Here is a 14,232-nt window from a genome sequence, read left to right on the forward strand (position 1 = left end):
CCCCGGGCTACTTCTTCTTGAGGGACTTCTCCGGCACCGGCGCCTCGCCGGACGCCGCGAGCGCGCGGTAGTACTCCCGCGCCTCGTCCTGGCGCTTGCGCTCGGCCCCCGACGCGATCGGCGCGCGCACATGCTCGGGGGCGAAGCCGAAGGCGTCCACGAGATCCTGAGCGTGCGGACGCAGCCGCGCGGCGAGCCGGTCGATGTAGCGCGAGACGGATGCCGCGCGCTGCGTCGACAGCCTCCCGTTGATGAGGTACCACGCGAGGTGCTTCTCGATCAGGTGCAGGCCGAAGAGATCGCGCAGCCACCGCAGGACGTGCTTCGTGCCCTCGTCGGAGACGCGGTTCACGCCGTCGGTGAACGCCTCCCACTGCAGCAGCTCGGCGTGCGCCCGAGCAGCCTCGATGAGCTCGGCCTGGTGACTGTTGAACAGGGCCGCGGCCTCGGACTGCGGCAGCTTGGACGCGGGGCGCAGGGCCGCGGCCACGTCGGCCACCATCTGCTGCACGCGCCCGGCGAGCAGCTCGTGCTGCTGGTCGGCCCGCAGGCCCAGCTCCACCGAGCGTGCGGTGGAGCCGAAGTCGGCCACCGCCTGACCCAGCTGCCGCAGGCCCGCGCCGTGGAACAGCTTGCCCGCGGTCTGCCCGACGGCGAAGCGGGCGAGGGTCGCGGCATCCGCTCCCTTGAACTGCTTGGCGTAGTCGGCCAGCAGCCGCTTGCCGACCAGCTGGAGCAGGACGTTGTTGTCGCCCTCGAACGTCACGTAGACGTCGAGGTCCTGGTGCAGCCCCACCATGCGGTTCTCGGCGAGGAAGCCCGAGCCGCCGCACGCCTCGCGGGCCTCCTGGATGGTGTCCAGCGCGTTCCACGTCGACAGCGGCTTGAGCGCCGCGGCCAGCGTCTCGAGGTCCTCGCGCTCCTCGGGGGTGTCGTGGCGGCCCGAGAAGACGCCGTCGAACTTCTTCAGCAGCTCGTCGTGGCTGAAGAACTGCGCGTAGTTCTGGGCGAGCAGGGGCAGCAGGCGCCGCTGGTGCTTTCCGTAGTCCAGCAGCACGACCTCTTCGGTGCCGGTGCCCGAGTCGAACTGCCGGCGCTGGTTCGCGTACGTCAGGGCGATGTACAGGGCGAGCGCGGTGCCGGTCGTCGCGGCGCCGTCCAGCGACACGCGGCCCTGCACGAGCGCGCCGAGCATGGTGAAGAAGCGGCGGCCGGGGCTCGGGATCTCGGACGTGTACGAGCCGTCGGCCGCGACCTGCCCGTAGCGGTCGAGCAGGTTGAAGCGAGGCACCCGGACGTGGTCGAACGCGAGCCGGCCGTTGTCGATGCCGTTCAGGCCGCCCTTGACGCCGTCGTCCTCGCTGACGATGCCGGGGAGCATGTTGCCCTCGTCGTCGCGGATCGGCACGAAGAAGCAGTGCACGCCGTAGTTGACGCCGCCCGTGATGAGCTGCGCGAAAACCGTCGCGGCTCTGCCGTGCAGCGCGGCGTTGCCGAGGTAGTCCTTGTACGCGCCGCGGAACGGCGTGTGGATCACGAACTCCTCGGCGGCGGGGTCGTAGGTGGCCGTCGTGCCGATGGCGGCGACGTCCGAGCCGTGGCCGGTCTCGGTCATCGCGAACGCGCCCGGCAGCGACATGTCGATGACGCCGGGCAGCCACTCCTCGTGGTGCTTCTCGGTGCCCAGCTGGAAGATCGCGGACCCGAAGAGGCCCCACTGCACGCCCGACTTGATCTGAAGGCTCGGGTCGGCGAGCACGAGCTCCTGGAAGCCGGCGATGTTGGCGCCGTTGTCGTTCAGGCCGCCGAACTTCTCGGGCATCGCGCGGCGCGAGCCGCCGTGCTCGACGAGCAGGTGCAGCTGCGTCAGGACGCGCTCGCGGTGCTCGGCCATCGGCAGGCCGTCGATGCGCCAGAACGCCGGGTCCTTGATCATCTCGCGGGCCTCGCGGCGGGTCTCGCCCCATGTGCCCAGCAGCAGATCGGTGACGGCGGCGACGTCGATGCGGGGCTCGGATGCCTCAGCCGCCGTGTGCGGCGCGGTGGGGGCGCCGCCGGCGGGCGTGCGCTTGCTGGTGGCGGGCTTCTTGGTGCGGACGGCGGCGTCGGCCATGTGCATCACCTCTCGGTGCAATGGACAGGAGCAAGTTCTCTCCGACCGTAGGACTCCCACAAGCGGTCATCAAAGCCGCTGGTGGATGTCTACAATCCGAGGGCCAGGCGTCGCGCGCCCGGGTTGTGCGAGACGCACAGGTGCGTGCCGGTCGCAGGCCTCCCCCCTCGGGCCGGGGAGTCCTAGGCTCGTCGGCATGACGCCTCCGCCGACCGCCATCACGACGGCCTTCATCCCGGTGCACGACCCTCGCGCCGGGGCGCTCTGGTACGCCGACGCGTTCGAGCTCGACGTCGTCGAGTCGTCGGACGCGTCGAGCGTCGTGGCCGGCTCGCATGGCCAGGTGACCCTGATGGGGCCGGCGAGCGGCATCCACACCGCGCCCGGCCTGCGCTGGGCTACCTGCAACTTCCGCGTCGACGACCTCGCGGTGGCCCGCGAGCGCCTCGCCCGACTCGGCGCGCACCCGGGCGACGTGCTCGGGGATCCGGCGCGGTGCCTGTTCTTCACGGCGACCGACCCCGACGGCAACACCCTCCTCGTCACCGACCGCTGAGGCAGCCGGTCGACGCGTGGGACCCGGGAGTGTCGGGAGCGGCGGCGACAATGGACCGGATGGCCGACCGCATCGTGACGCTGGAGCCGTGGGGACCCGACGACCTGCCGTTGCTCGAGCGCGCCAACACGCCGGAGATGACCGCGTACCTCGGCGGCCCCGAGACGCCGGCCGAGCTCGAGGAGCGCCACGCACGGTATCTGCGCCTGACCGCGGAGGGCACCGCGGCGATGTACCGCATCGAGGCCGACGGGGTGGCTGTCGGCGGCATCGGGTACTGGCCGGTCGAGCACGACGGCGCGCCGGCGTGGGAGACCGGATGGAACGTGTTCCCCGAATGGCAGAGACACGGCCTCGCGCGGGCGGCGCTGCGGCTCGTCGTCCGCGAGGTCGCACGGCGCGGTGACCGCGAACTGCTCGTGGCATACCCGGGCGTCGACAATCCCGCCTCGAATGCGCTGTGCCGCTCTGCCGGATTCGAGCATCGCGGCACCGGCACCGGGCCCTGGCGCGGCGGCGAGCTGGCCTTCAACGTCTGGGTGCTCGACATGTCTCCCCTCGACCTCGCCGGCCGTGTGCCCGACGTCGACGAGACGTTCGCTTCGCCCGCTCTGGACGCGGAGCGCTGGTGGCCGTTCTACACGCCGCACTGGTCGTCGCGGGATGCCGCGGCCGCGCGGTGGCGCGTCGACCACGGCGCGCTCGAGCTGCGGATCGACGCCGACACCGCACCCTGGGCGCCCGACCTCGACGGCGACCTGCGCGTCTCGCATCTGCAGACCGGGCAGTTCTCGGGACCTCTCGGCAGCGAGATGGGGCAGCATCGCTTCCGCCCTGGGCTCAGGGTGCGCCAGGAGCAGCCGCAGCACCGGCTGTGGCTCGTGCACCACGGCGTCATCGAGGTGCGGCTCGCCGCGCTCCGGCATCCGGACGTGATGGTGGCGTTCTGGCCGATCGGCTTCGAGCAGCGCCCAGACGACTGCGGCGAGATCTGCATCGCCGAGATCTTCGGCAGCGAGATCGACGAGGGTGGAGGCTGGGTCGGCGTCGGGATCAAGCCCCAGAACGACCCCCGGCTTCGCGAGGACTTCGAGAAGATTCGCGTCGACGGCGACCTCACCGAGTTCCACGACTACGCGGTGGAGTGGACGGGTGACCGGCTGCGCTTCTTCGTCGATGGGCGCTGGGTCAAGACGGCGGCGCAGTCCATCGACTACCCGGTGCAGCTCATGCTCGACGTCTACGAGTTCCCGCGGGCCGACGGCACGCGCGACGCCGCGGCGCTCCCCCACGCGCTGCGCGTGCAGCGGGTGCGGTCCTTCCCGCCGGCCTGAAACCGGCTCGCGCCGCGTGCATCCGCGGGCCTGACACGACCGAAGCGCGTGACTCGCGTCAGAAGAGCCCGACGATCCGGCCGTCGTCGTCGACGTCGATGCTGTTCGCCGCCGGCACGGCGGGCAGGCCGGGCATGGTCATGATGTCGCCGCACACCATGACGACGAACCGGGCGCCGGCCGCGAGGCGCACCTCGCGGATGTCGACGGCGTGGCCGGTCGGGGCCCCGCGCAGCTTCGGGTCGGTCGAGAAGGAGTACTGCGTCTTGGCGACGCACACCGGGTAGCCCCCGTACCCCTCGTCCTGCAGGCGCTTGATCTGGGCGCGCACCGCCGTCGATGCGGTGACCTCGGACGCCCCGTAGATCCGCGTCGCGATCGCCGTCATCTTCTGCCACAGCGTCGCGTCGTCGGGATACGTGAAGTGCAGAGCGGATGCCTCGGCGCGCGGCTCCTCGCAGATCCGCACGACCTCGCGGGCGAGGTCCTCGGCCCCGGCGCCGCCCTCGGCGAAGTGCCTCGCGGCGACCGCCTTCGCCCCGACCGCCTCGGCGGCGGCGATGAGCGCCGCGATCTCGGCATCCGTGTCCTCCGCGCGATGGTTGATCGCGACGACCGCGGGGATGCCCCACGTGTCGCGCACCGTCTCGAGGTGCCGGACGAGGTTGGCCGTGCCGCGCCGGAGCGCCGCCACGTTCTCGTGCGGCAGGTCCGCGACCTCGACGCCGCCGTGGTACTTCATCGCGCGCACGGTGGCGACGACGACGGCAGCGTCCGGCCGGAGGCCCGTGGTGCGGCAGAGGATGTCGACGAACTTCTCGGCGCCGAGATCCGCGCCGAAGCCGGCCTCGGTGACGACGTAGTCCGCCAGTCGCAGCGCCGAATCCGTCGCGAGGTACGAGTTGCAGCCGTGCGCGATGTTGGCGAACGGTCCGCCGTGCACGAAGGCGGGCGTGTGCTCGAGCGTCTGCACCAGGTTGGGCGCGAGCGCGTCGCGCAGCACCGCGGCCATGGCGCCGTGCGCTTGCAGGTCGCGCGCGCGGATCGCACGGCGGTCGCGCGTGTAGGCGACGACGATCTCACCGAGCCGTTCCTTGAGGTCGGCGAGGTCGGTGGCCAGGCAGAAGATCGCCATCACCTCGCTGGCCACGACGATGTCGAACCCCGCCTCGCGCGGGTAGCCGTTGGAGGGTCCGCCGAGCCCCACGACGGTGTCGCGCAGGGCTCGGTCGTTCACGTCGAGCACGCGGCGCCAGGTCACGCGGCGCACGTCGATGCCGAGCTCGTTGCCGTGGTGCACGTGGTTGTCGATGAGCGCGGCGAGCAGATTCGTGGCGATGGCGATGGCCGAGAAGTCGCCCGTGAAGTGGAGGTTGATGTCTTCCATCGGCACGACCTGGGCGTATCCGCCGCCGGCGGCGCCGCCCTTCATGCCGAACACCGGACCGAGGGCCGGCTCGCGCAGGCAGATCATGGCGCGCTCGCCGATCCGGGTGAGCGCGTCGCCCAGGCCCACGGTCGTGGTCGTCTTGCCCTCGCCGGCCGGCGTCGGCGACACGGCGGTCATCAGGACGAGGCGGCCGCGGGGCTTGTCGCGCAGCGTGCGCAGGTGCCGCAGCGACACCTTCGCCTTGTACCGGCCGTACGGCTCGAGCTCGTCGTCGGGGATGCCGAGGCCCTCGGCGATCCGGCCGATCGGCCAGAGGTCGGCCTGCTGTGCGATCTCGATGTTGCTCGTGGCCACGTCGCTCCCCGTCGGCGGGCGCCGTCGCCCGCTCCTGCGCGTCAGGCTACCGCGGGGCGCCCCCCGCGCCGAGAAACCGCGATCTCGCCGAGTCCCCGGGCTGCCGCGGGCCCCCACCCCCTAGCCGAGAAACCGCGATGTCGGCGAGTAACCCCGCTGTCGGCGCCGAGGACGTGGTTCTTCGACGAGAAACCGCGATGTCGGCGAGAACGCGATGTCGGCGAGAAACCCCGGGCTGCCGCGGCCCCCACCCCCTCGCCGAGATACCGCGATGTCGGCGAGTAACCCCGCTGTCGGCGCCGACAACGTGGCTGTTCGACGAGATCGCGGTTCGTCGGCGGGAACGGGAGGGGGCAGGAGGGGGCAGGAGGGGGCAGGAGGGATACGGGGCTGAGGGGGTGGGGCCGGCGGGGGACGAGGCCTACGGTGGGGGCATGCCCGATCGAGTCGTGCGCAGGGCCGCCGTCGACGACGCCGATCTCGTCGCCGAGCTGCTCCACGCCTTCAACACCGAGTTCGACACCCCGTCCCCGGGCGCGCCCGCGCTGGCCGAGCGGCTGCGTGAGCTGCTGGCCGAGCCGCACACGTTCGCGCTGCTCGGCGGCGACCCCGCGGTCGGCGTCGCGCTCGTGACGCTGCGTTCCAACGTCTGGTACCCCGGACCGGTCGCGCTGCTCGACGAGATGTACGTCGCGCCGCATGCGCGCGGGGCCGGCATCGGCGGCGCGATCGTCGACCGTCTCGTGGCGGAGTGCCGCCGGGGCGGGGTCTCGGCGATCGAGATCAACGTCGACGAGGGCGACGTCGACGCGCAGCGCTTCTACGAGCGCCATGGATTCCTCGGGGCGGACCCCGACACCGGTGAACGGGCCTTCTACTTCTCGCAGGAGCTCTGACCCGCACGGCCCGCCGCAGCGCCCGGTGCGAGCCGCGCCGCGCGGACCTCGGCGACGTTGACGGATGCCGCCCGCCGACGCCGCGGTCGCACCGGCCTAGCCCGCCAGGAGCTCCAGCGCCGCGGCCGCGACCGCCTCGGCGTCGTCACCGGTCGCCAGGAGGCGGTTGGGTCCGACGACGACCAGCACCTCGACGGAGCGCGCACTGCTCTTCTCGTGCGCGAAGCGGTAGGCGGCATCCGCCCCCGGCATGGTGATCGGCGTGGCCTCCGCGACCGCGAGCTGGGCGTCGGAGGGCGCACCGACGCCCGCCTGCAGGTAGAGCTCGGCGGTGCGCGCCGAGCCGCTGGAGAGGTCGTACCAGGGGCACCACTGGGCGACGCCCGCCGCGATGATGATGTCCCACGCGGCGCCTTCGGGGACGTTGTCACCGGGGAATCCCCGCTCGGGCGCGGTCATCCCCGCCGCGGCGGTGACGGCGGGTTCGAAGGCGTCGCAGGCCGGCAGGTCCCACCAGTCCTCGGCCGGCGCCGTCGGGGTGCCGGCGAACTCCTCCTGCTCATGCGCGAAGACCGACTGGATCGCGGTGTCGACCGCCGCGGTCAGGAGCTCCGTCTCCTCCGGTGAAGCCGTCTCCCGCTGCTGGAGCTGCGGCGCCTCGGCGAGCACCCACATGCCGGAGCGGATCTCGCCGCGCCCGCAGATGCCCCACTCGTAGCAGGAGTAGGCCTCGCGCGCTGCGACGAGCTCAGCCGGAACGGCCCCGACCGGCGCGACCACGACCGCCAGCCGCTCGATCTGCGACGTCTCCGCCACCCAGAGGCAGGCCAGTCCGCCCAGCTGTGCGAGCGAGCCCGAGGGGTCGGGCATGACGCCGCGCAGATAGCTCTGCTCCCGCACGGTGGGCTCCTCCCCGTCGAAGACGTCGGCGAGCACGTCGGCCGGAAGGATGCGCGCGCAGTCTCCGTCGAAGGGCACCGCGGCCTGCGCGGGCTCCGGAGTCGGCGTCGGCGTGGCGCTGGGCCGTGGCTCGACGGTGGACGGCGACTGCGTCGCCGCCGGGGTGCCCGCACAGCCGGTCAGCAGGGCAGCGACGGCGATCAGGGCGGCGACGGCGAGGCGAGGAGTCGTCATGTCGCTCACGGTAGTGCACGCCCGACCGCGGGATCGGTCGCCCTCATAACGGATCGAGAACGGATGCATTCCCTCATCGGAATGCGGTCGGCGGAGGGGACGGATGCCGCCACCCGATGCGCTGGGACGAGCGTCGGCCGCCGCCCTACGCGGCCTCGCGGATGACGCCGAGCACGGCCTCGCCGTACGCCTCGCGCTTCTTCGCGCCGATGCCCGCGACCCCGTCGAGGTCGGCGAGCGATCCGGGCCGCCGCTCGGCGAGAGCCCGCAGCGTCGCATCGCCGAACACGATGTACGCCGGCACGCCGAGGTCCTTCGCGACGCCGGCCCGCCAGGCGCGCAGCGCCTCGAACACGCCGACATCGGCCGGGTTGAGGCTGTCGGGCGCGTTGGTCTTGCGCACCCGGGCGACGCCGCCGGAGCGTCCCATCACATCGCGACGCAGCGGCACCGGGGTCTCGCCGCGCAGGACGCCGGCGGCAGGCTCACCGAGGGCGAGGGTGCCGTATTCGCCGCGGGCGACCAGGATGCCGCGCGCCAGCAGCTGACGGACCACGCTGCGCCAGTCCTGCTCGCTGAGGTCGGCGCCCAGCCCGTAGGTCGACAGGGCGTCGTGCCCCTGCTGGCGGATGCGGTCGTTCTGGGCGCCGCGAAGGATGTCGATGAGATGTCCCGCGCCGAAGGCCTGACCGCGCTCGCGCTGCAGGCGCACGATCGTCGAGAGCAGCTTCTGCGCGGGGACGAGACCGTCCCACGTCTCGGGAGCCTCGAGGCAGGTGTCGCAGTTGCCGCACGGCTGGGAGGGCTCGCCGAAGTACGCGAGCAGGTTCTGGCGGCGGCATCCGACCGTCTCGCACAGGCCGAGCATCGCGTCGAGGTGCTGGCCCAGCCGGGTCTTGAACGCCCGATCGCCGGGCGACTGGTCGATCATGCGGCGCTGCTGCACGACGTCGCCGAGCCCGTAGGCCATCCAGGCGACGGATGCCTCGCAGTCACGGCCGGCCCGACCCGTCTCCTGGTAGTAGCCCTCGACCGACTTCGGCAGGTCGATGTGGGCGACGAAGCGGACGTCGGGCTTGTCGATGCCCATGCCGAACGCGATGGTGGCGACCATGACCACGCCGTCCTCGCGCAGGAACCGCGACTGGTTCGCGCTGCGCGTCTCGGCCGGCAGGCCCGCGTGGTACGGCAGCGCGTCGACGCCCTGCGCGGAGAGGAACTCGGCCGTCTGCTCCACCGACTTGCGGCTGAGCGCGTAGACGATGCCGGCGGCACCGGCGCCCTGGGAGCGGATGAAGGCGACGAGCTGACGGCGCGGGTCGGACTTCGCCTCGATGCGGTACTGGATGTTCGGGCGGTCGAAGCTCGCCACGAAGTGGCGCGCGCGGGGCAGCTGCAGCCGCTCGGTCATCTCGCGATGCGTGGCAGGGGTCGCCGTCGCGGTCAGCGCGAGACGCGGGACGCCGGGGAACCGCTCGGCGAGCGCGCCCAGCGCGAGGTAGTCGGGCCGGAAGTCGTGGCCCCACTGCGACACGCAGTGGGCCTCGTCGATCGCGATCACGCTCAGCCGGCCCCGGGCGAGGAAGCGCAGCGTCGTCTCGGTGTTGAGCCGCTCCGGGGCGACGTACAGCAGGTCGAGCTCGCCCGCGAGGAAGGCGCGTTCGACCGCCGCCCGCTCCGCGGGCGCCTGGGTCGAGTTGAGGTAGGCCGCCCGGACGCCGTTGGCGACGAGGGCGTCGACCTGGTCGTGCATGAGCGCGATGAGCGGGCTGACGACGAGGCCGGTGCCGGGGCGCACGAGCGCGGGCACCTGGTAGCAGACGCTCTTGCCGCCGCCCGTGGGCATCAGCACGACGGCGTCCCCGCCGGCGATCACGTGGTCGACGATGGCGTCCTGCTCGCCGCGGAAGGCGTCGTAGCCGTACACCTCGCGCAGCACGGCGCGCGCGTCGGTGCCGGTGAAGTCCCGGCGGGGCCCCGCGTCGGCGAAGGGATCGATCGGCGCCGACCCGGCCGCGAGGGGGTCGGACGGAGGCATCCACCCGTCCTCCGGGGGCGCCCAGGAGTCGTCCGGCGGAGGCGCGACCTCGTCGGCCTCCCACGCGAGATCGGCGTACGGGTCGCCCTGCGGGATCGTCATCGCTTCCAGGGTAACCGCGGCCCCCGACGCGGGACCGCCCGCCCGCGGATGCGGCGGGAACCGGTGCCGGCCGTCGCACCCGGCGTGACCTGTGGAGGAAGCCGCGTCAGCACCACTTCGCGGCGAGGGCCGTGACCACCGTGAGGTTGCGGTTGGTCGCGACCCCCAGCAGCTTCGCCGCGTTCAGCGGGTCGACGGACCCCGCCTGGTATCCCGGACCCAGGAGGGCGTGCGCGGCCCGCCCGCGCACGACCATCTCGCCCTCGGCCGACGCGAGCGCCTCGATCCGCGCCACCGCGTCCGCCGGCGGCTCGTCCTTCAACAGGTACACGTAGTGCCGCTCCAGCCCGGGACGCTCGGCGCTCAGCGCCGTGGCGTCCCGGGCGATCTCGGCGAGCTCCGCCGTCGTGAACACGATCGCGGGGACCTCGAAGCCGCGGTCGGCCGCGAACGCCCGCTCGAGGACCGCCTCGATCTTCGCGCGCGAGCGCATCGGCGTCGTGAAGCGCACGTTGCCGGTGTTGATGTGGGTCTCGACATCGGTGAATCCGACGCCCTCGACGACGCGGCGGATGTCGTCCTTCGGGAACTTCCGGTTCGCGCCGAGGTTGATCGCCCGCAGGAAGGCCACGTAGGTGGGCATGACGTCATCATTCCGGATGCCGGCGACACCCGGCATCCGTTATCGTCGTCGTCATGCAATGCCGGTGAGCCGCTTCCGTCACCCTGCCGCCCGCTGCGATCCGCGCGGGCGCATGATCCGGATGCCGCGACACGGCGTCCACGAAAGGCATCGCATGTTCCCCTCCTCCTCCCTGCCGCTGCGCGGCAGGACCGCCCTCGTCACCGGCGTCTCACGCCGGCGCGGCATCGGGTTCGCCGTCGCGTCGCAGCTCGCGCGCCTCGGCGCCGACGTCTTCATCCACCACTTCCGCCCGCACGACACCGTCCTGCCGTGGGGCGGCGACGACCTGGACGCGGTGCGCGACGCGCTGCGTGCCGAGCTCACCCCCGGCGCCCTGCTCGGCGACCTCGGCGCGGACCTGCGGGACGCGGCATCCGTTCCCCGTGTCATCGAGGCGGCCCGCGCACTGACCGGCCGGCTCGACATCCTCGTGTGCAACCACGCGCAGTCCGGCGACGACGGGTCGATCCTCGACATGACCGCGGACCGGCTCGACGGGTTCTGGCAGGCCAACGCGCGCTCGACGATCCTGCTGACCCGCGAGTTCGCCGCCCTCCACGCCGTCGACGGACCGGGTGCGCGACCCGGCGAGCGCATCGAGCGGCGCGGACCGTTCGCCGAGCCCACCGGCCGGGTGTTCTGGATGACCTCCGGCCAGATCCACGGCCCGCTGCGCGGCGAGGTCGCCTATGCCGCGAGCAAGGCCGTGCTGGCGGGCATCACGAAGACGGTGGCGGCGGAGCTGCTCGAGCTCGGCATCATCCTCAACACGATCGACCCCGGCCCCGTCAACACCGGCTACCTCGACCCGGAGACGACCGACCGGCCGCTCGACGAGATCGAGGCCTGGATGCGCTCGACGCCCTTCGGCCGCTACGGCGAGCCGGCCGACCCGGCGCGCCTGATCGGCTGGCTCGCGAGCCCCGACGGCGCGTGGGTCGTGGGGCAGGTGCTCTCCACGGACGGCGGGCTCGGGCTCGGCTGACGACGGGCTCGTCGACGACGCCTCGGCGCGTCGGCTACAGCCGCACGACCTCGGTGATGCGTACGACGGCCGTCCCCGCCTCCTCCGAGGCGGGCAGGTCCACCACACCGCGGATGCGCCAGTCGTGGTCGCCGGCCGGGTCGTCGACGGTCTGCTCGACGCGCCAGAGACCGGATGCCGCGGCATCCGTCTCATCCACCGTCACCAGGCGCGGCGACCGCGCGGCGCCGCCCGTCAGGATCTCGTCGTGCTCGTCGAAGTACGCGTCGAGCGCGGCCGGCCAGTCGACGTCGGGATCGAGCTCGACGAGCTCGTCGTCGCGCTGCAGCGCGGCCAGCTGCACGCGCCGGAACAGCTCGTTGCGCACCAGCACGAGGAAGGCGCGGCGGTTGGTGAGCACCGACGGCGGCGCGGGCGGGACGACCGGCGCGGCGGGGTCGTCGACGGGATTGACCAGCGCCTCCCACTCGTCCACGAGGCTGGAGTCGACCTGCCGCACCACCTCGCCGAGCCACGCGACGAGGTCGTGCAGATCCTCGGTCTGCGCCTCGGCGGGCACCGTCTGCCGGATGGCGCGATAGGCGTCCGAGAGGTAGCGCAGGACGAGGCCCTCGCTGCGGGCCAGCTGGTACTGCGAGATGAGCTCCGAGAACGACAGCGCGCGCTCGAACATGTCGCGCACGACGGACTTCGGCGACAGCGCGAAGTCGCGCACCCACGGCTGGCTCGCCGCGAACACCTCGTACGCCTGGGTCAGCAGCTCCTCGAGCGGCTTGGGGTACGTGACCTCCTCGAGCAGCGCCATGCGCTCGTCGTACTCGATCCCGTCCTGCTTCATCGCGGCCACCGCCTCGCCGCGCGCCTTGAACTCCTGCTGCGCGAGGATCGGCCTCGGGTCGTCGAGCGTCGCCTCGATGACGCTGACCACGTCCAGCGCGTAGTGCCCCGTCCCGGCGGCACCGGCGGTGTCCTCCGGGTCGAGGAGCTCGATCGCAGCGAGCGCGAACGGCGACAGCGGCTGGTTGAGTGCGAAGTTCGGCTGCAGATCGACGGTGAGACGGATGCCGGGCGCCGCGGCATCCGCTCCGCTGCGGTCGACCTGGACGACGCCGGCGGTGACGAGCGTGCGGAAGATCGCGATCGCCCGCCGGGCGAGCTCGTAGCGCCGGGCGCGGGGCTCGTGGTTGTCGAACACGAGCGAGCGGACGTGCTCGAACACGTCGCCGCCGCGCGCGATCACGTTGATGAGCATCGCCGCGGTGAGCTGGAGGTGCGGCACGAGGGGTTCGGGTTCGGCGTCGACGAGCCGCTCGAACGAGCCGATGCCCCAGTTCACGACGCCGGTCGGCGCCTTCTTCCGCACGATCTTCTTGCGCTTCGCGGGGTCGTCGCCCGCCTTGCGCAGCGCAGCCTCGTTCTCGATCTCCCACTCCGGCGCCATCACGACGACGGTTCCGGATGTGTCGAACCCGGCGCGGCCGGCGCGACCGGCGACCTGGTGGAACTCGCGTGCCGACAGCTGCCGCATGCGGGTGCCGTCGAACTTCGACAGCGCCGTGATGAGCACGGTGCGGATCGGCACGTTGATCCCGACGCCCAGGGTGTCGGTGCCGCAGATGACCCGGAGGAGGCCGCGCTGCGCGAGGGTCTCGACGAGGCGGCGGTAGCGCGGCAGCATGCCGGCGTGGTGCACGCCGATGCCCGCGCGGACGTAGCGCGAGAGGGTGCGCCCGAAGGCCGTCGTGAACCGGAAGCCGCCGATGGCCTCGGCGATGGCGTCGCGCTGCTCGCGGCTCACGATCTTGATGGACGACAGCGCCTGCGCGCGCTCCATCGCGGCGGCCTGCGAGAAGTGCACGACGTACACCGGGGACTCGCCGGTCTGCAGCAGCTCCTCGACGGTCTCGTGGATGGGCGTGCGGGCGTACGAGAAGTGCAGCGGCACGGGGCGCTCCACGCCGGTGATGCGCGACACCGTGCGGCCGGTGCGGCGCTCGAGGTCCTCGGCGATCGCCGTGACGTCGCCGAGCGTGGCCGACATGAGCACGAACTGCGCCCTCGGCAGCAGGAGCAGGGGCACCTGCCACGCCCAGCCGCGCTCGGGGTCGCCGTAGTAGTGGAACTCGTCCATCACGACCTGGTCGACGGCGGCGTCGGCACCCTGCCGCAGCGCGAGGTTCGCGAGGATCTCCGCGGTGCAGCACACGATGGGAGCGTCGGGATTCACCGACGAGTCGCCGGTGACCATGCCGACGTTCGCCGCGCCGAAGATGTCGACGAGCGCGAAGAACTTCTCGCTCACCAGCGCCTTGATCGGGGCGGTGTAGTAGGTGCGACCGCCGCGGGCGACGCACGCGGCGTGCGCGGCGACGGCGACCAGCGACTTGCCGGTCCCGGTCGGCGTCGACAGGATCACGTGCGAGCCCGACACGATCTCGATGACGGCCTCGTCCTGCGCGGGGTACAGCGCGAAGCCCCGATCGCCCGCCCACTCCACGAACGCGTCGTACAGGGCGTCGGCGTCCGGGCCGTCGGGGGATCCGGATGCCTCGGCCGCGGCCGCGATCGTCTCGAGTAGCGTCACCCGATCGAGTCTGCCCGACGTTGCCGCCGGCGCGGGCCGCTCCCGTCCCGACGGCAGGGGC

The 14,232-nt window shown here is 72.6% G+C and carries 10 protein-coding genes; 4 read left to right on the forward strand and 6 right to left on the reverse strand.

Translation table 11 applies throughout. The features are described 5' to 3' along the window. Positions 1-7: 7 nt before the first annotated feature. On the reverse strand, positions 8-2,113 hold the full coding sequence (locus V6R91_RS01665; RefSeq protein ID WP_336393858.1) for an acyl-CoA dehydrogenase family protein: 2,106 nt from the start codon (positions 2,111-2,113) through the stop codon (positions 8-10). A 196-nt stretch (positions 2,114-2,309) separates the two neighbouring features. On the opposite strand from V6R91_RS01665, the gene V6R91_RS01670 reads away from it, so the two are divergent. Next, positions 2,310-2,669, forward strand: coding sequence for a VOC family protein (locus V6R91_RS01670; protein WP_336393859.1), 360 nt, complete (start codon positions 2,310-2,312; stop codon positions 2,667-2,669). A gap of 59 nt (positions 2,670-2,728) precedes the next feature. After that, positions 2,729-4,003, forward strand: coding sequence for a GNAT family N-acetyltransferase (locus tag V6R91_RS01675; RefSeq protein ID WP_336393860.1), 1,275 nt, complete (start codon positions 2,729-2,731; stop codon positions 4,001-4,003). 58 nt (positions 4,004-4,061) lie between these two features. On the opposite strand, the gene V6R91_RS01680 is transcribed toward V6R91_RS01675, so the two are convergent. Then, complete coding sequence (locus V6R91_RS01680) at positions 4,062-5,747, reverse strand: formate--tetrahydrofolate ligase (protein WP_336393861.1); 1,686 nt, start codon at positions 5,745-5,747, stop codon at positions 4,062-4,064. A 434-nt stretch (positions 5,748-6,181) separates the two neighbouring features. Here V6R91_RS01680 and V6R91_RS01685 point away from each other — a divergent pair, with 434 nt between their 5' ends. Further along, positions 6,182-6,643 (forward strand): GNAT family N-acetyltransferase, encoded by a 462-nt coding sequence (locus V6R91_RS01685; protein ID WP_336393862.1) that lies wholly within the window; start codon positions 6,182-6,184, stop codon positions 6,641-6,643. Positions 6,644-6,739: 96 nt separating this feature from the next. Here V6R91_RS01685 and V6R91_RS01690 read toward each other — a convergent pair whose 3' ends face one another. The 3 genes from V6R91_RS01690 to V6R91_RS01700 all read right to left on the reverse strand — a co-directional run bounded on the left by V6R91_RS01690 (position 6,740) and on the right by V6R91_RS01700 (position 10,560). Next, positions 6,740-7,777: a hypothetical protein gene (locus V6R91_RS01690; RefSeq protein ID WP_336393863.1), complete on the reverse strand. Its 1,038-nt coding sequence runs from the start codon at positions 7,775-7,777 to the stop codon at positions 6,740-6,742. 145 nt (positions 7,778-7,922) lie between these two features. Next, positions 7,923-9,917, reverse strand: a complete 1,995-nt coding sequence (gene recQ / locus V6R91_RS01695) for a DNA helicase RecQ (protein ID WP_336393864.1) — start codon at positions 9,915-9,917, stop codon at positions 7,923-7,925. 106 nt (positions 9,918-10,023) lie between these two features. Further along, positions 10,024-10,560, reverse strand: a complete 537-nt coding sequence (locus V6R91_RS01700) for a DUF1697 domain-containing protein (RefSeq protein WP_336393865.1) — start codon at positions 10,558-10,560, stop codon at positions 10,024-10,026. 154 nt (positions 10,561-10,714) lie between these two features. Here V6R91_RS01700 and V6R91_RS01705 point away from each other — a divergent pair, with 154 nt between their 5' ends. Beyond that, the gene (locus tag V6R91_RS01705) at positions 10,715-11,587 is read left to right on the forward strand and encodes an SDR family oxidoreductase (RefSeq protein WP_336393866.1); all 873 of its coding nucleotides are present in this window, start codon (positions 10,715-10,717) and stop codon (positions 11,585-11,587) included. 34 nt (positions 11,588-11,621) lie between these two features. On the opposite strand, the gene V6R91_RS01710 is transcribed toward V6R91_RS01705, so the two are convergent. Next, positions 11,622-14,171: a DEAD/DEAH box helicase gene (locus V6R91_RS01710; protein ID WP_442928082.1), complete on the reverse strand. Its 2,550-nt coding sequence runs from the start codon at positions 14,169-14,171 to the stop codon at positions 11,622-11,624. Positions 14,172-14,232 lie beyond the last annotated feature (61 nt).

The sequence above is a fragment of the Microbacterium sp. CCNWLW41 genome, assembly GCF_037083505.1.

Bases quoted from the DNA above. Each gene is read 5' to 3' on its own strand.
- V6R91_RS01700 (WP_336393865.1), bottom strand. From the start codon at position 10,560: ATGCCCACCTACGTGGCCTTCCTGCGGGCGATCAACCTCGGCGCGAAC.
- V6R91_RS01705 (WP_336393866.1), top strand. From the start codon at position 10,715: ATGTTCCCCTCCTCCTCCCTGCCGCTGCGCGGCAGGACCGCCCTCGTC.
- recQ (WP_336393864.1), bottom strand. From the start codon at position 9,917: ATGACGATCCCGCAGGGCGACCCGTACGCCGATCTCGCGTGGGAGGCC.
- V6R91_RS01665 (WP_336393858.1), bottom strand. From the start codon at position 2,113: ATGGCCGACGCCGCCGTCCGCACCAAGAAGCCCGCCACCAGCAAGCGC.
- V6R91_RS01685 (WP_336393862.1), top strand. From the start codon at position 6,182: ATGCCCGATCGAGTCGTGCGCAGGGCCGCCGTCGACGACGCCGATCTC.
- V6R91_RS01675 (WP_336393860.1), top strand. From the start codon at position 2,729: ATGGCCGACCGCATCGTGACGCTGGAGCCGTGGGGACCCGACGACCTG.
- V6R91_RS01670 (WP_336393859.1), top strand. From the start codon at position 2,310: ATGACGCCTCCGCCGACCGCCATCACGACGGCCTTCATCCCGGTGCAC.
- V6R91_RS01690 (WP_336393863.1), bottom strand. From the start codon at position 7,777: ATGACGACTCCTCGCCTCGCCGTCGCCGCCCTGATCGCCGTCGCTGCC.